The sequence below is a fragment of the Dehalobacter sp. DCM genome (assembly GCF_024972775.1).
Lineage (GTDB): Bacteria > Bacillota > Desulfitobacteriia > Desulfitobacteriales > Syntrophobotulaceae > Dehalobacter.
Window position 1 is genome coordinate 248,170 of record NZ_CP092282.1, and the last position, 17,764, is coordinate 265,933.

The 17,764-nt window shown below is 49.7% G+C and carries 23 protein-coding genes and 1 riboswitch; of the genes, 22 read left to right on the plus strand and 1 reads right to left on the minus strand.

Going from position 1 to position 17,764, the window contains the following annotated elements:
- Positions 1–63 precede the first annotated feature (63 nt).
- The 13 genes from LPY66_RS01235 (at position 64) to LPY66_RS01295 (ending at position 13,151) form a co-directional block, all read left to right on the plus strand.
- Positions 64–1,890, plus strand: coding sequence for a VirB4 family type IV secretion system protein (locus LPY66_RS01235; protein WP_337986329.1), 1,827 nt, complete (start codon positions 64–66; stop codon positions 1,888–1,890).
- 18 nt (positions 1,891–1,908) lie between these two features.
- On the plus strand, positions 1,909–2,961 hold the full coding sequence (locus tag LPY66_RS01240) for an amidoligase family protein (protein ID WP_337986330.1): 1,053 nt from the start codon (positions 1,909–1,911) through the stop codon (positions 2,959–2,961).
- Positions 2,962–2,980: 19 nt separating this feature from the next.
- Positions 2,981–3,484, plus strand: a complete 504-nt coding sequence (locus LPY66_RS01245) for a gamma-glutamylcyclotransferase family protein (protein ID WP_337986331.1) — start codon at positions 2,981–2,983, stop codon at positions 3,482–3,484.
- Between the two features lie 7 nt (positions 3,485–3,491).
- Positions 3,492–4,637, plus strand: a complete 1,146-nt coding sequence (locus tag LPY66_RS01250; protein WP_337986332.1) for a hypothetical protein — start codon at positions 3,492–3,494, stop codon at positions 4,635–4,637.
- Between the two features lie 5 nt (positions 4,638–4,642).
- Positions 4,643–5,248, plus strand: coding sequence for a DUF6329 domain-containing protein (locus tag LPY66_RS01255; RefSeq protein ID WP_337986333.1), 606 nt, complete (start codon positions 4,643–4,645; stop codon positions 5,246–5,248).
- Between the two features lie 15 nt (positions 5,249–5,263).
- A complete protein-coding gene (locus LPY66_RS01260; protein ID WP_337986334.1) occupies positions 5,264–5,647 on the plus strand; it encodes a DUF6103 family protein in 384 nt (127 codons plus the stop codon).
- Between the two features lie 34 nt (positions 5,648–5,681).
- Complete coding sequence (locus tag LPY66_RS01265; RefSeq protein WP_337986335.1) at positions 5,682–5,939, plus strand: DUF6103 family protein; 258 nt, start codon at positions 5,682–5,684, stop codon at positions 5,937–5,939.
- A 419-nt stretch (positions 5,940–6,358) separates the two neighbouring features.
- Positions 6,359–6,772 (plus strand): hypothetical protein, encoded by a 414-nt coding sequence (locus tag LPY66_RS01270; RefSeq protein WP_015262210.1) that lies wholly within the window; start codon positions 6,359–6,361, stop codon positions 6,770–6,772.
- A gap of 2 nt (positions 6,773–6,774) precedes the next feature.
- Entirely contained in the window at positions 6,775–9,444 is a 2,670-nt protein-coding gene (gene mobP3 / locus LPY66_RS01275; RefSeq protein WP_337986336.1) for a MobP3 family relaxase, read from the plus strand.
- A gap of 15 nt (positions 9,445–9,459) precedes the next feature.
- On the plus strand, positions 9,460–9,591 hold the full coding sequence (locus LPY66_RS01280; protein ID WP_337986337.1) for a hypothetical protein: 132 nt from the start codon (positions 9,460–9,462) through the stop codon (positions 9,589–9,591).
- 18 nt (positions 9,592–9,609) lie between these two features.
- On the plus strand, positions 9,610–11,043 hold the full coding sequence (locus LPY66_RS01285; protein WP_337986338.1) for a DUF3991 domain-containing protein: 1,434 nt from the start codon (positions 9,610–9,612) through the stop codon (positions 11,041–11,043).
- A 13-nt stretch (positions 11,044–11,056) separates the two neighbouring features.
- On the plus strand, positions 11,057–12,877 hold the full coding sequence (locus LPY66_RS01290; protein ID WP_337986339.1) for a VirD4-like conjugal transfer protein, CD1115 family: 1,821 nt from the start codon (positions 11,057–11,059) through the stop codon (positions 12,875–12,877).
- A gap of 4 nt (positions 12,878–12,881) precedes the next feature.
- The gene (locus LPY66_RS01295) at positions 12,882–13,151 is read left to right on the plus strand and encodes a helix-turn-helix domain-containing protein (RefSeq protein WP_337986340.1); all 270 of its coding nucleotides are present in this window, start codon (positions 12,882–12,884) and stop codon (positions 13,149–13,151) included.
- Between the two features lie 333 nt (positions 13,152–13,484).
- Here LPY66_RS01295 and LPY66_RS01300 read toward each other — a convergent pair whose 3' ends face one another.
- A complete protein-coding gene (locus LPY66_RS01300; RefSeq protein WP_337986341.1) occupies positions 13,485–13,871 on the minus strand; it encodes a winged helix-turn-helix transcriptional regulator in 387 nt (128 codons plus the stop codon).
- Positions 13,872–13,993: 122 nt separating this feature from the next.
- Between LPY66_RS01300 and LPY66_RS01305 the strand changes: the two genes are divergently transcribed.
- The 9 genes from LPY66_RS01305 to LPY66_RS01340 all read left to right on the plus strand — a co-directional run bounded on the left by LPY66_RS01305 (position 13,994) and on the right by LPY66_RS01340 (position 17,463).
- A complete protein-coding gene (locus tag LPY66_RS01305) occupies positions 13,994–14,299 on the plus strand; it encodes a pyridoxamine 5'-phosphate oxidase family protein (protein WP_337986342.1) in 306 nt (101 codons plus the stop codon).
- 100 nt (positions 14,300–14,399) lie between these two features.
- Complete coding sequence (locus LPY66_RS01310) at positions 14,400–14,993, plus strand: DUF1638 domain-containing protein (RefSeq protein WP_337986343.1); 594 nt, start codon at positions 14,400–14,402, stop codon at positions 14,991–14,993.
- Between the two features lie 434 nt (positions 14,994–15,427).
- Positions 15,428–15,670, plus strand: a complete 243-nt coding sequence (locus tag LPY66_RS01315; protein ID WP_443112449.1) for an alpha-hydroxy-acid oxidizing protein — start codon at positions 15,428–15,430, stop codon at positions 15,668–15,670.
- Positions 15,666–15,731 (plus strand): hypothetical protein, encoded by a 66-nt coding sequence (locus LPY66_RS20935; protein WP_443112512.1) that lies wholly within the window; start codon positions 15,666–15,668, stop codon positions 15,729–15,731. Before LPY66_RS01315 ends, LPY66_RS20935 begins: the two co-directional genes overlap by 5 nt.
- 72 nt (positions 15,732–15,803) lie before the next feature.
- The gene (locus LPY66_RS01320) at positions 15,804–16,337 is read left to right on the plus strand and encodes a DUF2284 domain-containing protein (protein ID WP_337986344.1); all 534 of its coding nucleotides are present in this window, start codon (positions 15,804–15,806) and stop codon (positions 16,335–16,337) included.
- Positions 16,338–16,434: 97 nt separating this feature from the next.
- Positions 16,435–16,581 carry a hypothetical protein gene (locus tag LPY66_RS01325; RefSeq protein ID WP_337986345.1) on the plus strand — a complete coding sequence of 49 codons (147 nt, stop codon included), beginning with the start codon at positions 16,435–16,437 and terminating at the stop codon, positions 16,579–16,581.
- A 58-nt stretch (positions 16,582–16,639) separates the two neighbouring features.
- Positions 16,640–16,903 (plus strand): beta-ketoacyl synthase N-terminal-like domain-containing protein, encoded by a 264-nt coding sequence (locus LPY66_RS01330; protein ID WP_337986346.1) that lies wholly within the window; start codon positions 16,640–16,642, stop codon positions 16,901–16,903.
- Complete coding sequence (locus LPY66_RS01335) at positions 16,849–17,010, plus strand: beta-ketoacyl synthase N-terminal-like domain-containing protein (protein ID WP_337986347.1); 162 nt, start codon at positions 16,849–16,851, stop codon at positions 17,008–17,010. Before LPY66_RS01330 ends, LPY66_RS01335 begins: the two co-directional genes overlap by 55 nt.
- A gap of 21 nt (positions 17,011–17,031) precedes the next feature.
- A complete protein-coding gene (locus LPY66_RS01340) occupies positions 17,032–17,463 on the plus strand; it encodes a beta-ketoacyl-[acyl-carrier-protein] synthase family protein (protein WP_337988174.1) in 432 nt (143 codons plus the stop codon).
- A 185-nt stretch (positions 17,464–17,648) separates the two neighbouring features.
- A riboswitch (cyclic di-GMP riboswitch) is annotated at positions 17,649–17,737 on the plus strand.
- The last annotated feature ends 27 nt before the right edge of the window (positions 17,738–17,764 follow it).

A 17,764-nucleotide genomic window follows, 5' to 3' on the forward strand; every position in this document is an offset into this window, starting at 1 on the left:
CAGCCCGTCACAGAAATGTGGCGGCTTTTTCATATCAAATAAAAGCCAGAAAGGAAGATAACCATGCCTCCAATAGTTAGGCTACTCTCGCCGCAGGAGGACGTTCGTGTTCAGGAATTCCTCGATATGATCGCTCCGGGCGTAATTAAATTTAACACTGACCACTTCATCTGCGGCAATACCTACCGCTCCGTGTGGGCGCTGCGGGAGTACCCGACCGCCACCGAGGAACAGGCTATACTACGGCACCTTGGAGAGAAAGACGGCGTAACCCTGCATATCTACACCCGGCATGTGACCCCTGTGGAGGAACGGAAAATCATCAGCAATGCCGCCAACAAGAACCGGATGCAGAGAAGCAGCACACAGGATCTCCAGCAGACTGTCACAGCCGAAAGCAATCTGCAGGATGTGGCAACCGTTGTGGCACAGATGCACCGGAGCAAGGAACCGCTCCTTCATGCAGCTGTATATATCGAATTGTCCTCCCATGATCCCGATCAGCTGAAGCTCCTGCAGACCGAGGTGCTGACCGAACTGGTGCGGAGCAAGCTCAACGTGGACAGACTCCTCCTTCGTCAGCAGCAGGGCTTTATTTCTGTCATGCCCTCCGGCTGGAATGTGTTTGGCGATCAGTTTGAACGGGTGCTGCCCGCAAGCTCTGTAGCTAATCTTTATCCCTTCAACTACAGCGGCAAGACGGACCCTAACGGCTTCTGCCTTGGTAGGGACAAATTCGGCAGCAATATCCTAGTAGATTTCAACCGGAGAGCCGACGATAAGACTAACGCCAACATCCTCATCCTCGGCAACAGCGGCCAGGGCAAGAGCTATCTGCTAAAGCTCATCCTGTGTAATCTCAGGGAATCCGGCATGAGGATCATCTGCCTTGACCCCGAAATGGAGTTTGAGGATCTCACAAACAACCTCGGTGGCTGCTTCATCGACCTAATGACCGGTGAGTACATCATCAATGTTCTGGAGCCAAAGACCTGGGATGAGGCTGGCGACCCGAAGGACGCCGAAGCACCCCAGGCGTTCCGTCAGACCAGCAAGCTCAGCCAGCACATCAGTTTTTTGAAAGACTTTTTCAGAGCGTACAAGGATTTTGATGACCGCCAGATCGACACCATCGAGATCATGCTGGGCAAGCTCTACGACAAATGGAGCATCTCCGACCGCAGTAATTTTGACAGGCTGAAGCATGACGATTACCCCATCCTGTCCGACCTGTATGAGCTGATTGAGTCGGAATACAAGACCTTTGACGAAAGCCGTCGCCAGCTTTATACGGCGGATACCCTGCGGGAAATCTGCCTCGGACTTCACTCCCTGTGCAAGGGTGCCGAGTCCAAGTTCTTTAACGGACATACCAATATCAAAAGCAACGAGTTCGTGACCTTCGGCGTCAAGGGACTACTGCAGGCAAGCAAAAATTTAAGAAACGCCCTGCTGTTCAATGTGCTCTCCTATATGAGCAACGAGCTTCTCACCGCAGGCAATACCGCCGCCAGCATCGACGAGTTCTATCTGTTCCTCTCCAACCTGACTGCCGTGGAGTATGTTCGCAATTTTATGAAGCGCGTCAGGAAAAAGGAAAGCGCGGTGATCCTTTCCTCACAGAATCTGGAGGATTTCAATATCGGAGGCATCAGGGAGTATACCAAGCCGTTATTCTCCATCCCGACGCACCAGTTTCTATTCAATGCGGGTACGATTGACGCCAAATTCTATACCGATACCCTCCAACTGGAGCAGAGCGAATACAATCTCATCCGCTATCCGCAGAGGGGCGTATGCCTGTATAAGTGCGGCAACGAGAGATACAACCTCATGGTTCAGGCTCCGGAGCATAAGGCAGCGCTTTTCGGAAAGGCCGGTGGGCGATGAAGAAAGGAGTGACGAGGCATGGACATGAAGGAGCAACGGTTCGGCATTGAGATTGAAATGACGGGGCTGACCCGCCAGTGTGCCGCACAGGTTCTATCGGAATACTTCGGGAAGTCAGCCAACTTTGATGGGGGCTATTACGGAGAATATTCTGTACTGGATGGTCAGAGCCGCCGGTGGAAGGTCATGAGTGACGGAAGCATAACCACAGAAAGAAAAGAAGGGCGGCGAGTCGTTTCGGCGGACAATACCTACAGCGTGGAGCTTGTAAGTCCCATCTGCCGCTACGAAGATATCGAAACCATACAGGAGCTTGTGCGCAAGCTGCGGGAGGCTGGGATGCTGGTGAATAATTCCTGTGGAATTCACATCCACCTGGACGCCTCGCCTCATAACGCCAACACTCTGCGAAACATCACCAACATCATGGCCTCCAAGGAGGATATGATCTATAAAGCCATGCAGGTGGAGGTGGCAAGAGAGCGGCAGTATTGCAAGAAGGTGGAGCAGAGCTTCCTCGACGAATTGAACCGCAAAAAGCCTAAAACGCTGGACGATGTCAGCCGCATCTGGTATCACGGCAATGACGGCCGCTGGGAACATTATCACGACAGCCGATACCACTGCCTGAACCTGCACAGCGTGTTCCAGAAAGGCACCATTGAGTTCCGGCTCTTTAACAGCACCTCTCATGCAGGTAAAATCAAGGCATATATTCAGCTCTGCCTCGCCATTTCCGCACAGGCTCTGAACCAGAGGTGTGCTAGCCGTCAGAAAACACACAGCACCAATGAAAAATATACTTTCCGCACCTGGCTTCTGCGGCTGGGGCTCATCGGCGACGAATACAAAACCGCCCGGCTACATCTGCTGGAGCATTTGGATGGTTGTATCGCATGGAAGGACCCGGCACAGGCCGAGCAGCAAAAGCAGCGGTTAAGACAGAAAAAAGAAAAGGAGCTGGCGGAGGCCGCACATGCTGCGGCGGAGCAGCAGGAGCAGACAAGCGAAAACGAGCAGGAACAGGCCGGGGCGATGGATGAAAGCCCCGGTCTTTCCATGTCAATGTAGCAAGGAGGAATGAAGAATAATGAAAGCCGAAACTCTGTATATTGCCTACGGCAGCAACCTTAATCTACCGCAGATGTCGTTCCGCTGCCCGACCGCCAAGGTAGTCGGGACAAGCGAGATCAAGGATTATGAACTGTTGTTCCGGGGCGGATGGAAAAGCTCCGTCGCAACCGTGGAGCCGCTCAAAGGCTCCAGCGTCCCTGTTCTTCTGTGGAAGCTGAAGGAACGCGACCTGCAGGCTCTCGATCGTTATGAGGGTTATCCGTCCTTCTACCGCAAGGAAATCCTTCCCGTGGAGCTGAAGAGCAAAACGATTCCCGCCATGGTTTACATCATGAACGACGGGCATCCCTTAGGATCGCCCTCGGATTATTACCTCGACACTATCATGGAGGGCTATCAGTCAGCGGGATTTGACACCGAATTTCTTGAGCAAGCCGTGGAGAAGTCCATACAGCTGGCGAAAGCGCAACAGGAACGGGAGCCGGATCAGGGCACGCTGTTCGACATGAAGTGGTGGTGATGTGCTTATGGCAGATCCCGCAACCATTGCCATGGCGGTCAAAGCCGCCGTCGCCGTCGCCACCGACAAACGGACGTGGAAAACAATCGGAGTGGTCATCGCTTCTATCCTGACGCCCTTCATTCTGATCGTTGTAATGATCGCCAGCATCCTCTCAGCGGGCTCCGACCACAACAAAGCTGCCATCGACTTGTCGTTCAACGGTGGCAATATTCCCGAAACCATACCTGCCGAATACGCCTCGCATATCAGCGACATGAGCGGCTGCTTTACTGTTCTGGATGAAGCCATATCCGAGGTCGAAGTCCGGATGGAAGGCGGTGCTTTGGACAATATCCGCATCAAGTCCATTTTTTATTCTCTGAATTTCGGCGCTGAAAATCTGTCTCTGTCCCAAGCCGAAGCTCGCGCCTTCGTCGATTGCTTTGTAGTCTATGAGGACGGTGCCGCTGTTCCCGTTAGCATGGAAACCGCATATGAAAAGCTATCCCTGGCAGGAATGACGGCTACCGGCGAGATCCAAGCCAACGCTCAGAAAATCTATGAGCGGATAGTTTTCGGGGGTGCGGAGCTGTTCACCGGTGAGATTGAACGCGGCGGTACAGGAAGTACCGTGCTGGATATCTCCTTGTTCACAGATCCGGCGACGAAGAACAATCTGGATCTGGCAGCCTATGCCGAACAAGCCTTTGATGCCGGATGGGGTTACGTCTGGGGTACATACGGCAATATCCTCACGGATTCGCTGTTCAGCTATAAGCTGGAGCAATACCCTGACGGTGTTGGTAACTATGAAGATTTCATACGAAGCACCTGGCTTGGCGGCAGGACGACGGACTGTGTCGGCCTGATAAAAGGTTATGGCTGGTTGAATCCGGACACCTTGGAAATCGGGTACGGAACCAACGATATGCCGGATATCGGTGCTGACAGTATGTATAAAAGCGCATCGGTTTCAGGCTCCATGGATACCATGCCCGATATTCCCGGTCTTGCTGTTTGGAAGTCGGGACACATCGGTATCTACATCGGAAACGGCAATGTCATCGAAGCCATGGGCACCAAATATGGCGTCGTTAAAACGAATCTCGCCGACCGTTCATGGTCGGCATGGCTCGAAATCCCCTACATCAACTACAACACAGGAGAGTGAAAATCATGCTGAATCTGCAAGCAATTTTTACACGGAAGGCTGGCGATTACCCCACGTCGGACTGCGTTATCGAAAAAATCGTCGAGCTTCCCGAAAACGAATACAAGTATTTCAAGGCGGCTCCCCTTCGGGATATGCCCTTTATTACCGAAAATACCGACCTCATGTACCGGGACCCAAACAGCATATACCACTGCTTGCTGGTACTGGGCGAGGGTTGTTCGGACGGTGTCCTGATCGAAGCGGAGGGATACAACTACGCCAGATACTCCAGCTACATGCCCGGAGCGCGTGAATTTGTTAACACTCGCCTTAACAATCTGGCCGACCAAATCATAAAAGACGGCACTCAAAAAACCTCAAGCGGGTCATGGATAATTTACTTTGATGAGCTACAGGAGCGTTATCATATCCCCATTTCACCCGACAATGGCGTCGGCTCCATGCTCCTGAAAATCCTCGAAACGAGGTCAGAGATGGCTGAGATCGAGCCGATGGAGGATGGCTTTGACATGATGTTTTATCTGGACTACTGCCCGAATCTTAACAAAAATGAGATGCCGGAGCCGGAGCAAGAGCAGGAACCGCCTGCCATGCAGATGAAATTATAAAGGAGGAAAACGAAAATGAGTACAACCGAATTAAAGGTCCCCTTTCCCTCGGAGCGGCTGGACGCCCTCCGTTTTTTTATGGACAAGAAGCAGCAGACCGTGGAAAAGGAACTGCAGGATTACCTCGACAAGACCTACGAAAAGTTTGTGCCTCTTAATGTTCGAGAGTATGTCGAGAGCCGAATTGAACCGGAACAGAATCAAGAACAGACGGCGGAACCACAGCAGGCTTCCGCGCCAGCAGAGAATCAGGTTTCCGCTTCGAGAGAGCGTCAGCCCCGTCAATCCCGCCGTCAGCATGAGCAGCCCGTGCCTGAAGCTCCTCCTGCTCCAGAGGTTCAGACCGAGGCGCAGGAACCCGCCGAGGAAGAAAACCAGGGCATGACCATGAGCATGTAAACGTAATTATTTCATTAAAAGGAGAGATTTTTTTATGAAGAAAGCAACCATTCAGGTAAGCTATGACGCCGAAAAGCTCGGTGCCATCCGCCAGTACATGGCCAAAAAGGACACGGAGTTCCAGAGTGAGCTGGAGGATTTCATGCAGAAGCTCTACGAAAAGCACGTTCCCGCTCCCGTCAGGGATTATATTGAGAACCGTGAACCGGACGAGCTGGAAGTGCCCAGACGCCCCTCCCGCCCGGTCGTTCCCGCAAGACCACAGAACCACGATGGGGGTAGCGGTGAATAGCCAGACCGTGGGCGCGTTTCGCCGCCTGTGTGCCCCTGTGTCGGCTTTTGGCGGCTGGGGTGGCATCGTAACACCTGTGGACAGGATAATGCCCCGTGTCGAGGCTTTGTAACGGAGTTTGGAGAGAACAAACGCCATTCTCCGGGAAGAGCCTCATATACTGCCGATTTAGGGGTGAACCGAGGGGTCGAAAACCATGCGGGTTAAAGTAGCGGGGTCGCAGAGCTTCCCCGCTCCGGCTCACATCGCCCCGCAATGCGGGTCGAAGGGCGATTTTCACTGGGGTCAGATTTTACCCCTTGGAGTCGGTTCCGGGGTTGTGGAACGAAAGCGACTCCGAATAACGCCGTAAATAAAGGATTTACATAGGAGCTACAACAGGGGTTGCGGCTCCTTTTATTACGATTGGAGGTAACAGCATGACAGAAGAAAACAAGCTCAAGAATAAATTTGCCTTATGGATCTATCCGGAAACCCGAAAGCTGGTGAAGGACTGGTACAAAAAAGACAACTGCCAGAGCCAGAGCGAATTTATTGAAAAGGCCATCAAGTTCTACACCGGATATATCTCGGCGGAGGAAGGCATGCGCTTCCTGCCGGCCGCCATCACCTCGGCCATGACCGGTATGATGGACAGCCTCGAAAACCGTATGGCGCGCCTCATCTTCAAGCTGGCGGTGGAGATGTCTATGATGATGAATGTCATAGCGTTTAATGCGGACTACAATCCCGCATCTCTTCACACACTGCGCGGCAAATGTGTCGAGGACGTGAAGAAGTCCATCGGCACGGTGACGTTTGAGGATGTCGCAAAATCTAAAGACAGGAAATAGCCATGCCGAGAATTGTCTTTAAATGCAGATACATTAAAAACGCCGCGGTACATCTTGAAAACCTTGTGGAATACGTTGCGACACGGGATGGTGTGGAGATAATCTCTCCTGCCTCCCACGAACGCCCCGCCACAGAAAAACAGGAGCAGTTTATCGCTGACATCCTCACTCAGTTTCCGGATACCACAGATTTGTTTGAATACGAGGACTATATCAAGCAGCCGACCGTAGAAAACGCCTCGGAGTTAATCACCGCTGCGCTGGATCAGAATATGGATCATCTGTCGCATCAGGAAACCTATGTCAGCTACATTGCTACCCGTCCCCGTGCTGAAAAGCTGGGAGCACATGGGCTGTTCTCGGATACGGATGCTCCGCTGGTGCTGTCAAGGGTGATGACGGAGGTCGGTGAACACACCGGCAATGTGTGGACGCCCATCATATCTCTGCGGCGGGAGGACGCTGCCCGGCTGGGGTATGACAATGCCTCCGCGTGGATGGCGCTCATCCGCAAGCAGCGGAATATCTTCGCCGAGCAGATGAAGATCGTTCCGGAAAACCTGCGCTGGTACGCTGCCTTTCATAACGAAGGGCATCATCCGCATTGCCACATGCTGGTTTACTCGGTGAATCCCCGCGAGGGGTATGTCACCAAGCCGGCCATCGAAAAGATGCGGAGTGGCCTGGCAAGGGAAATCTTTCAGCAGGATCTTCTTCAGATATATTCAGGACAAACCGAACAGAGAAATACACTTGCCGAACAGAGCCGCGAAGCCCTGAAAGAAATCATCGGCAGGATGAACGGCGGTATGTGCGAGAGCGAAGCCATTGAGTCCCTGCTCTCTCATCTGGCGGAGCGTCTGAAGCATATCTCCGGCAAAAAGCAGTACGGCTATCTCAAGGTGCCTCTAAAAGCCGTCGTGGATCAGATCGTGGATGAGCTGGCGAAGGACACTCGGGTGGCCGAAGCCTATGCAAAATGGCAAGAGCTTCGCAATGAAGTTTTGCGGACATATTTGGATAAGCTCCCCGCTCCCGTTCCGCTCTCACAGCAAAAGGAATTCAAGCACATAAAAAATATGGTGATCATGGAAGCTGTGAATATCGGCAATCACCATTTCACCTTCGAGGGCGACGATGCAACGGAGAGCTTACATGAAGCTTCTGATACCCCGCTGCCGGAGGATGAATACCAGACGGCCATGGATGAAGCTCCGGAGGGTGATGAAGATATACCTTCCTCTGCTCCGGAGAATTTATCACGTCCGGATTCCTACGAGGCTGAATCCGGCAGACCGCATATCAAATGGAGTACCCGCTACAAGGAAGCCCGTGTTTTTCTCTATGGCAGCGATGAACTGGAGCCTGACTTTGAGCAGGCTCTCTGTTTGTTCCTGGAGGAAGCTGAAGCCGGTAACGCTCTCGCCATGCACGACCTCGGCAGGATGTACGCCGACGGGCTTGGCGTCGATATGGATGCCGATATCGCATTCAGCTGGTACGAAAAAGCGCTCTCCGCGTTCATGGACATCGAAGCAAACAGGAATAGCCGCTATGTGGAATACCGCATCGGCAAAATGCACGCGGCGGGACTTGGCACGGAGCGGGACTATGCAGAAGCGGCCGGATGGTTTGAAATGGCGGCTTCCCGCAATCACAAGTATGCCCAATATTCTCTCGCCGGTCTGTATTACCGGGGGCAAGGCGTGGAACAGGACTACGGAACAGCGTTCCGGCTCTACGGTAAATCCGCCGCCCAGCACGTTCCCTACGCCAATTACGAGCTGGCGAAAATGTACCGGGACGGTATCGGCACGGAGAAGGACACCGGGGAAGCGGAGCTGAACTTTGAGGAAGCCTTTTACGGCTTTAAGCGTCTGGAGGAACAAAGCCATGACGATAAGCTCCAATACCGCCTTGGGCAGATGCTCTATACCGGAACCGGAACGGATAAGGATGTGGAAGCGGCTATCGGGTTCCTTGAAAAGGCTGCCCGCCTTGGCAACGTCCATGCGCAATATATGCTGGGCAAGGTTTATCTCAATGAGGACGGCGGACACAGAAATCCGGAAAAGGCTGTCCTGTGGCTGACCAAGGCTGCGGATAACGGCAACGGCCTGGCTCAGTTTGCCTTGGGCAAGCTCTACCGTGACGGTATCGATGTGGAGAAAGACATCGATAAAGCGGTGGAGCTGTTCACGAAAGCGGCAGAACATAACAATTCATTCGCTCAGTATCAGCTCGGCAAGCTTTATCTGCTGGGACAGGTTGTACCCAAGGATGTGGAAGCCGCTGTCAAATGGCTTACTTTGTCCGCGGAGCTGGGCAATCAGTATAGCCAGTACGCGCTCGGCAAGCTGTATCTCATGGGCAGGGATGTTCCCCGGGACCATGAAGCCGCCATGCGCTGGCTTACACTGTCCGCGGCACAGGGCAACATCTATGCGCAGTTTTTCCTCGACCATCCGGACGCCTCCCGTGATCCGCATCTCATCCTAGCGGCGACAAGGCTCCTGCATCACTTAAGCCGGATCTTCCGCGACGAACAGAAAAGGCTCTCCGGTAGCCACGGTATGCAGACCGACAGCAAGCTCCGGCGCCGGATACGCGAAAAGAAGATCGCCCAGGGTCACGCTCCGGACGATCACGAGCTCAGACAAACAACCTATTAGCAAAGGAGGATTTTCATGCAAAAGCCTCAACCAAAATATCTACAGAAAAAAGAACCGCTCCCCGAAAAACTCAATCCGGCGTTACGCAGACCATCCGCTCACAAGCGGGTGGCTTTTTTTCGCCGGTGCGGTAAGCGAAAGCATTGACATAGGAGGGTTTATGGTATGGCATACATTCATTTTACAGACGAGCAGAAGCAGCAGGCAAACTCCGTCGACCTGGTGGACTTCCTCCAGCGTCAGGGAGAGCAACTCATCCGCTCCGGCCGCGAGTGGCGATGGAAGCGTCATGACAGCGTGACCGTGCGTGGCAATCAGTGGTTCCGTCACTCCCGCAAGGAAGGCGGCCACGCCATTGACTTCGTCCAGCAGTTCTATGATATGAGCTTTCCCGAAGCGGTAAATTACCTACTTGGAGAGGACTTCGGCGTGGAGTGGAACCAGACCGTCAAGAGCGCGCCTGCTCCCCGCAAGAAATTCGCTCTTCCGGAAGCCAATCACGATATGCGCCGGGTATTTGCCTATCTGATCAAGCAACGGTTCATTGACCGTGAGGTGCTGTCCCATTTCGCCCATGAAAAGCTGATCTATGAGGACAAGGAATATCACAACGCGGTGTTTGTCGGGCTGGATGAAAACAACGTCCCCCGCCATGCGCACAAGCGCGGCACTTACACCCAGGGCGAACCTTATAAAGGAAACGTGGAGGGCAGCGATCCGAAATACAGCTTCCACCGGATCGGAGAGAGCGGCGTCCTTCATATATTCGAGGCACCGGTGGATATGCTGTCCTTCATTACGCTGAACCGGAAGGACTGGCAGAGGCACAGCTACGTCACGCTGGACGGCGTATCGGAACACGCCATGCTCCGCCAGCTGGAGCTGAACCCTCATCTGAAAAGCGTCGCGCTGTGCATGGACTATGACGAGGCAGGCATCGAAGCCACGGGCCGGCTGAAGGATATCCTGTCCGAAAAGGGCTATGCGGATATTTCAGTAAGGCAATCGCAGTACAAGGACTGGAATGAGGATCTCAAAGCCAATAACGGCGTCAATCCGATTCCGGCACAGGAGCATCCGAAGCTCACGCTTCTGCCGAAAGTTGTCGGAGAGCTGCACGATTTGTGCAAAGCCCTTGAAACGAATAAGGACATCGACTTCTTTCTCAGAGAGTGCGCCGAGGCGGCGGAACCGTTTCTGGCCTCCGGAAAGTCGGCAGCGGAGAATGTAGATGCTGTTCGGGAATGCCTGCAGTGTATGGCTGCTGGTTCACTTATTGCCATGCTTAGGCAGCTCCGTCAGATGGAGTTGCCTATGACAACTGAGCAGCTTCTTCAAAAGCTGCAGGACAGTTACCACCCTCATGAGGATCGGGGCTGGCTTTGCACCAAGGCGGAGCAGATACGCCAGGATGTATCGGACATCAGCCGCCAGCTTCACGCGCCGGGCATCAGGACACTGGCAGATAAGGAAAAGCTCCTGTCCTCCTATAAACGCTTTGCACTGGACAGCGTCAAAACCATCATGTTTGTTGAGCAGGAACTGCCATCGATGCTCCCAGCGCAGGAGCAGGCAGTAAATTTTTCTATGACCATGTAAAGGAGGGGTCGCGTTGCAGACATCCCAAATTATAATATTAACTGCTGTCGGACTGACCATGTTCGGCGTGATCGGACTGTTATCGCTCATAGCGCATTACTATACCTTAAACGGCATCAAGTCCAAAACGGTCGGCGACGGTCAGCACGGCACAGCTCGCTGGGCAACCAAGCGGGAGATTAAGAAGACATATACCGAGGTTTCCTATAAGCCTGAAAAATGGCGGAAGGGTGAAAGCCTCCCGAAAGAGCAGGGTCTCATCATCGGCTGGAGGAAAGCGCCGCTGTTTGACGATACCGCTCCCCACGGTTACGCACTGGTAGACGATGACGATATCCACTGCCTGATGATCGGCGCGGCCGGTGTAGGCAAGACTGCAAATTTTCTCTATCCCAATCTGGAATACGCCTGTGCCTGCGGTATGAGCTTTGTCACCACCGACACCAAAGGCGACCTCTACCGCAATTATGCCGGGATCGCCAAGGATAGTTATGGCTATGAGGTGGCGGTCATCGATCTGAGAAACCCCACCCGTTCGGACGGAAACAATCTGCTCCATCTGGTCAACAGGTATATGGACGCATATTTGAAAAACCCTCAGAACCTGGCATACAAGGCCAGAGCAGAGAAATATGCCAAGATCACCGCCAAGACCATCATCTCCTCCGGCGGCTTCGATACGGCGATGGCCGGACAAAACGCATTCTTCTATGATGCGGCGGAAGGATTACTCACCTCCGTGATCCTGCTCATAGCGGAATATTGTGAGCCGAAGCAGCGGCACATCGTGTCGGTATTCAAGCTCATACAGGATCTGCTGGCGCCTAGTGGCGTCAAGGGTAGGACTTTGTTCCAGATGCTCCTTGCCCATCTGCCGGACGACCATAAGACCAAGTGGTTCGCGGGAGCGGCGCTCAACTCGGCGGAGCAGGCCATGCAGAGCGTCCTCTCAACCGCGCTCTCCCGGCTCAACGCCTTTCTGGATTCCGAGCTGGAGCAGATCCTGTGCTTTGACACGGCAATCGACGCGGAGAGGTTCTGTACCAAAAAAAGCGCCATCTTCCTCGTCATGCCGGAGGAAGATAACACAAAATATTTCATCATCAGTCTGATCGTCCAGCAGCTCTACCGCGAGATCCTGTCGGTGGCCGACGAGCATGGCGGCAAGCTCCCCAACCGTGTGATGATGTTCCTCGACGAGATCGGAACCATACCCAAAATAGAATCGGCTGAGATGATGTTCAGTGCCTCGCGCTCGCGCCGAGTGTCAATAGTAGCGATTATCCAGAGCTTCGCGCAGTTGGAGAAAAACTATGGCAGAGAAGGCTCCGCTATCATCATCGACAATTGCCAGGATACGGTGTTCGGCGGCTTTGCTCCCAACAGCGAGTCGGCGCAGATTTTATCGAAAGCCATGGGAAACAAGACGGTCATGAGCGGCTCGGTCAGCCGGGGTAAAAACGATCCGTCACAGAGTCTGCAGATGATCGAGCGCCCGCTGATGACTCCCGAAGAACTTAAATCCATGCCCAAAGGCCGGTTTATCGTCACCAAGACCGGAGCCTATCCCATGCGCACTCGATTAAAGCTGTTCAAGGAATGGGGCATCACCTTCGGCAAGCCCTATGAGATCGCCGAGCAATCTGCCAGAAAGGTAGAGTATGCCGACAGGCGCCAGGTGGAGGAAGAAATCATCCGGCGCCACTCCGCCTGTGTGGAGGTGCAGGAGGAAGCTGAAATAGAAGCGGCTGCGTCGGGCGGCCTGGTGCATACGCCTGCGCAGGCAATCACCTTTGAACAGTTCGTGCAAAAACAGGAACCTGAAAGGAGGTAAAGCTGTGGGTTACTTTACACCCGTTTACGCCTCAGAACTACCCCACCGCGCAGTTTCTGTGTTCATGTATTTGCGTGACCGCGCCGATAAGGAAGGCAAATGTTACCCAGCGATTGGTACCATAGCCAAGGAGCTGAAGCTGTCTCACAGTACGGTCAAACGTGCGCTTGCTGATCTTGAAAAAGGCGGCCATCTACGAAAAGAACAGAGGTGGCGGGAAAACGGTGGCAAGAGCAGTAATTTGTACTATATTCAGCAGCTGGATTCAAGCTGAACGACTAAAAAACGACCTTCCCCGCCAAGGGGAAGGTCTGTACTTTCTATGAACCATGGAAGGGTTCATGGTGAACCGTCAAAGTGAACTTCTCATTTTAAGGAAATATCTAACACCAGAGAAATAATAATTAAGGAGCATTTCTGTAAGGAAAATATCTGAACTTTGAAAAATGAGACGCCAGGCAATAAAATAGTGATGTATTGATCGGCCAAGAAAGGCACAAAACAAAGAGGTGCATCCTCTGTGGTTAAGATCGGAATTTTCGGAGTATCAGGTTTCTATTGGCGGAGAAGCATTATATGAATTCCAGAGATTTATTATTCTGATATTTTATTCAGTAGTATGTGCTTGTGGCGATTCCGACGTATGAACCTGAACTCCCCAATCTGCAAGTTGCTTTAGAATCGGCATTAAATCACGGCAAATGTCGGTTAATGTATATTCGACTCGCACCGGCATCTCCATATATTGTTCGCGATGTATAAGGCCATTTTCTTCCAACTCCTTTAATGAACTGGCTAACATAGTATTTGTTATACCACTAATCTTACGTTTCAGTTCATTGTACCTTGTCGTACCATCCTGATGAAGAGCACATAAAATTGGTATCTTCCATTTTCCACCCACCACCCTTAGCGCACTTCCCAATGGACAATAGTCCATACATGGGCAATTATCTTTACAAGGTCTATCATTTCGATCGATTTCTTTGGTCATATTTCTCGAACCTACTCATTATATTCTGCGTTCTTGAAAATGAGATAACGCAGTAGTATTATTATACCAGATAGCAATAACGGAGTGAAGAGCTATCAAATAATTTTTATGGAGGCGAAAATATGGTTATCAATGAAGATGTAAAAAAAGTTATTGAAGGATCGGCATTTCTCTCGCTTATTACGGTAGATGCAAACGGAACCCCTCATCCTATTATTGCAGGTAAAGGCCAAGTAGTAAGTGACACGGTGGTCTTCGGTATTTATAAGATGGAGATCACACAAAAGAATTTAGAATCAAATAAAAATTCATGGGTCGTAGGGGCAACCATGGATGGGGGGCCAAAAGGTTATCGGCTCGTAGGTACAGCGGAGGCAAAAGATAAGCAACTTATTTTCACTCCGACTGGAGTAGATACGCTTATATAAAAAATTAATCAACGCATACAAAAAAGAAGAGGATAGCGATAGTCCGACATGAATATCTCTTCTTTTTTGTATGTCTCGTATTTAAGGAGTTGAATAGAACATGATTGTGCATATATTATCCTGTGGTATTTTTCAGCTGGAAATTGAAAAAATTCTGCCGGAAGTCAAGCAGGAATTACTTAACCACAATATAGAGATTGATTTTGTGCCCCCTGCATTGCATGTTGACAATAAAAAATTGAAAACCGGAATTGTTAACGGTCTGGAACCTCTTAAAAATCAAAAAGCAGTACTGCTTTATGGAAGCATGTGCCATCCAGAATTACTTCAAATAGCCCGGGATTCCGGAGTCACCTATCCAAAAGCGCATAACTGTATCGAGTTGTTATTCGATCCAGAAAGAAAAAAAGAGATAGATAGCGCCTACAATGTTTTTTATATGACCAGCGGCTGGTTAAAATACTGGCATGAAATATTTCAGCAAGGACAGGGATGGGACCCAGTTGATGCCAGGATAAATTTCGGTTCGTATGACAAGATTCTTGTGCTTGACAGTGGGGTATCCAATATTTCTGACGAAGAAATATTGGAGTTTTTTGATTATACTCAAGTGCCCATTGATATTGAATCGATTTCTTTGGATTATTTTAAGAATGTCATAATTGAGATGTGTCAAAATATTATTAAAGATTGAATTTCTTAATATTTGGTAGATAACCCAAATACATAGGTTGTAAACAGCCACGGCAAGAGATAGAGGCCTTAAGGGCTGTCGTCTCATCGGTACAGCAGTAGGAAGGATAAGCAAGCAGTCATTTTCACGCCGGCAAAGCGGATGCTCTAATATAAGCTTTATCTTTTGGTACATCAAACAGAAATGTAAAATATGCCGATTAGTTGGAATCTGTAAATTCCGGAAGGTGCTGCAATAAGCGATGAAAACCGGCTTTATCTGCACTATCAGTCGATATGGCTTAAATATTCAAATGGAGGTATTTATATGAATGAGAGTCATTTGAATGACGGAGAAAAAAGCTGTAAGAAAAAGGAATAACTAGTAGATATACAGCGGTTCTGGGTAATTCTGTCAGAATAACACGTGACGACATTGATTCGTTGCTGATCGAAATGCGGGTAATAAATTCTATAGAATCTTCAACAAAGATAGGGCTTTTTGGAGAATTTTTCGCAACTCCTGTGATGGTAGCCGCTTTGTCGGGACTGGATAATATCCGTCCAAACGGGATGGTTGAGGTCGCAAAAGGAACGGCAGCGGCTGGCGCAGTGATGTGGTCTGGCATCGGCAATGAACAGGACATTTCGGGGGTATTGTCCCCATGGTGCTTGCTCTGTTCCCTGTGGAGTTATTAAAGCCATTGAAGTTACCTGCGGACTTGCTCTGCCCCGGAATGTGGTTATAGAGATTACTTAATAGCAAGAGATATCATACCTTTAACGATATCAATTGTAATAAAACAAGATGGACAAGAGAGGAAGTGTTTCAATGATAGAAAGTGAAATATTATTGCAGAAAGAAAAGCTCAATTTGGCTGAGTACGTATTTGCAAAGCCGGAAAATATCGTTTTTTCCAATGAAGTAAGGAATATGTGTGAAAAAAATACATGCAGAATGTATGGCACTACATGGGCCTGTCCACCAGCCGTCGGGACTGTCGAGTGGTGTAAAGTGCGATGCAATGAGTATGAGAATGTGTTCATATTCACAACAATGTACCATCTGAAGGATATGTATGATATCGAAGAATGGAAAAACGACAGAATAATGCACAAGAGGGTTTCAGATAAAGTCGCGAAAATTTTCCGATCAAAGTATCCTGAGGCTTTGGTACTTTCAGCGGAAGGGTGTACAGTATGCAAGACATGCACCTATCCGGATAAGCCTTGCAGGTTTCCTGAACGCATGCATCCTGCGACAGAGGGCTACGGAATTCTGGTTACGGAGTCAGCCAAAGTTTGCGGTATTAAATATAATAATGGGCCCGAGACGTTAACTTATTTCAGCATGATATTTTATTGATAAGACAAATAGGTCCACAGGCCAATCACTTGAGAGAATAGACTTATTTGCTATAGCAACTATCTTATAACGCAAGGACTATATTGATGTAAAAGAATTGAATAGATATGATCTATTTATTCAATATGCTTATGCGGCAGCGAAACAAGCAATGGAGATGGCAAACGTACAGGAAACAAACTTTAACAAGGACAGAGTCGTGTCTATGTCGGCTCAGGCATTGGCGGCATTAAGACAATTATAAAAATCATGAAGAATTTATGACCAGAGGAAATAGGCGTGTTTCTCCTTTTATGATTCCTATGTTGATTAGCAATATGGCGGCTGATATTATAGCCATTAAAACAGGCTTTAAAGGACCTAGTTATTCTCCGGTATTGATTTGTGCAACATCCAATCAAGCAATTGGAGAAGGGTTTTTAACTATTAAACACGGATATACAGATGCAGTAATAGCGGTGGAGCTGCAATTAATACATTTACATTTTCTGAATTTACCAATATGTGTGCAATGTCCACAAATAATGAACATCCAGAACAGGCATGTCGTCCATTTGATAAGTTGAGGGATGGATTCGTAATGTCAGAAGGTTCGGGAATTTTATTCCTGGAGGAACTGGAACATGCCAAAAGTTGTGGAGCTAAGATACTTGAGGAGATTGTCAGATATTAGGCGACAACGGATGCCTATCATATTACAAGTCCTGATTATCATGGAGCTGAAAGATCAATGCAATTAGCTATTGATATGGCTGAAATATCACCAAAACATGTGGATTATATTAACGCACATGCAATAGGCACCCCGGAGGGAGATAAATCTGAAACAAAAGCGATTAAAGCAGTGTTTAAAGAAGGCGCCTATCGTATTAAAGTCAATGCTACAAAGTCCATAACAGGCCATTTATTTGGTGCAGCTGGAGGAATAGAGGCTATTATAACTTTAAAAGTTTTTGAGGAGGACAAGATACCTCCTACGATAAATCTGACTGTGCCAGATGAGGATTGTGATTTGGATTATATACCTAATAAGGCAATCAAACATGAAGTAAATTATGCCATATCAAATGGTTTTGGATTTGGCGGTCATAACGCTTCATTGCTCTTAAAAAAGTATATCAAATAGAGTTTCTGGACGATGATGACGTCCAATGTTTAATGATCGATGCTGTGGGTATCGGCAATACCGTAAACTTTTTATATCAGAATCTAGAATATGTTTGCGTCTGCAGTTTGAACTTTGCCACGATATACACCAAGGGTGGCATCAACTGCAATTATGCGCTATTTTAAAAGATTTACAAAAACAAATAATGTTAAGGGCAAACCTGCCTAAAGGCAGGGACGCAAAGCCGTAGGGTCTAAGGTGCTTTAAGCATTATGACAGCCTGGTTGCCGTGAGATTTCATGCGTCAAGACCTGCCCAT

Bases quoted from the DNA above. Each gene is read 5' to 3' on its own strand.
- LPY66_RS01315 (WP_443112449.1), top strand. From the start codon at position 15,428: ATGCGGGTAATAAATTCTATAGAATCTTCAACAAAGATAGGGCTTTTT.
- LPY66_RS01245 (WP_337986331.1), top strand. From the start codon at position 2,981: ATGAAAGCCGAAACTCTGTATATTGCCTACGGCAGCAACCTTAATCTA.
- LPY66_RS01265 (WP_337986335.1), top strand. From the start codon at position 5,682: ATGAAGAAAGCAACCATTCAGGTAAGCTATGACGCCGAAAAGCTCGGT.
- LPY66_RS01260 (WP_337986334.1), top strand. From the start codon at position 5,264: ATGAGTACAACCGAATTAAAGGTCCCCTTTCCCTCGGAGCGGCTGGAC.
- LPY66_RS01270 (WP_015262210.1), top strand. From the start codon at position 6,359: ATGACAGAAGAAAACAAGCTCAAGAATAAATTTGCCTTATGGATCTAT.
- LPY66_RS01330 (WP_337986346.1), top strand. From the start codon at position 16,640: ATGTTGATTAGCAATATGGCGGCTGATATTATAGCCATTAAAACAGGC.
- LPY66_RS01250 (WP_337986332.1), top strand. From the start codon at position 3,492: ATGGCAGATCCCGCAACCATTGCCATGGCGGTCAAAGCCGCCGTCGCC.
- LPY66_RS01285 (WP_337986338.1), top strand. From the start codon at position 9,610: ATGGCATACATTCATTTTACAGACGAGCAGAAGCAGCAGGCAAACTCC.
- LPY66_RS01235 (WP_337986329.1), top strand. From the start codon at position 64: ATGCCTCCAATAGTTAGGCTACTCTCGCCGCAGGAGGACGTTCGTGTT.
- LPY66_RS01310 (WP_337986343.1), top strand. From the start codon at position 14,400: ATGATTGTGCATATATTATCCTGTGGTATTTTTCAGCTGGAAATTGAA.
- LPY66_RS01300 (WP_337986341.1), bottom strand. From the start codon at position 13,871: ATGACCAAAGAAATCGATCGAAATGATAGACCTTGTAAAGATAATTGC.
- LPY66_RS01255 (WP_337986333.1), top strand. From the start codon at position 4,643: ATGCTGAATCTGCAAGCAATTTTTACACGGAAGGCTGGCGATTACCCC.
- LPY66_RS01240 (WP_337986330.1), top strand. From the start codon at position 1,909: ATGGACATGAAGGAGCAACGGTTCGGCATTGAGATTGAAATGACGGGG.
- mobP3 (WP_337986336.1), top strand. From the start codon at position 6,775: ATGCCGAGAATTGTCTTTAAATGCAGATACATTAAAAACGCCGCGGTA.
- LPY66_RS01280 (WP_337986337.1), top strand. From the start codon at position 9,460: ATGCAAAAGCCTCAACCAAAATATCTACAGAAAAAAGAACCGCTCCCC.
- LPY66_RS01335 (WP_337986347.1), top strand. From the start codon at position 16,849: ATGTCCACAAATAATGAACATCCAGAACAGGCATGTCGTCCATTTGAT.
- LPY66_RS01320 (WP_337986344.1), top strand. From the start codon at position 15,804: ATGATAGAAAGTGAAATATTATTGCAGAAAGAAAAGCTCAATTTGGCT.
- LPY66_RS01305 (WP_337986342.1), top strand. From the start codon at position 13,994: ATGGTTATCAATGAAGATGTAAAAAAAGTTATTGAAGGATCGGCATTT.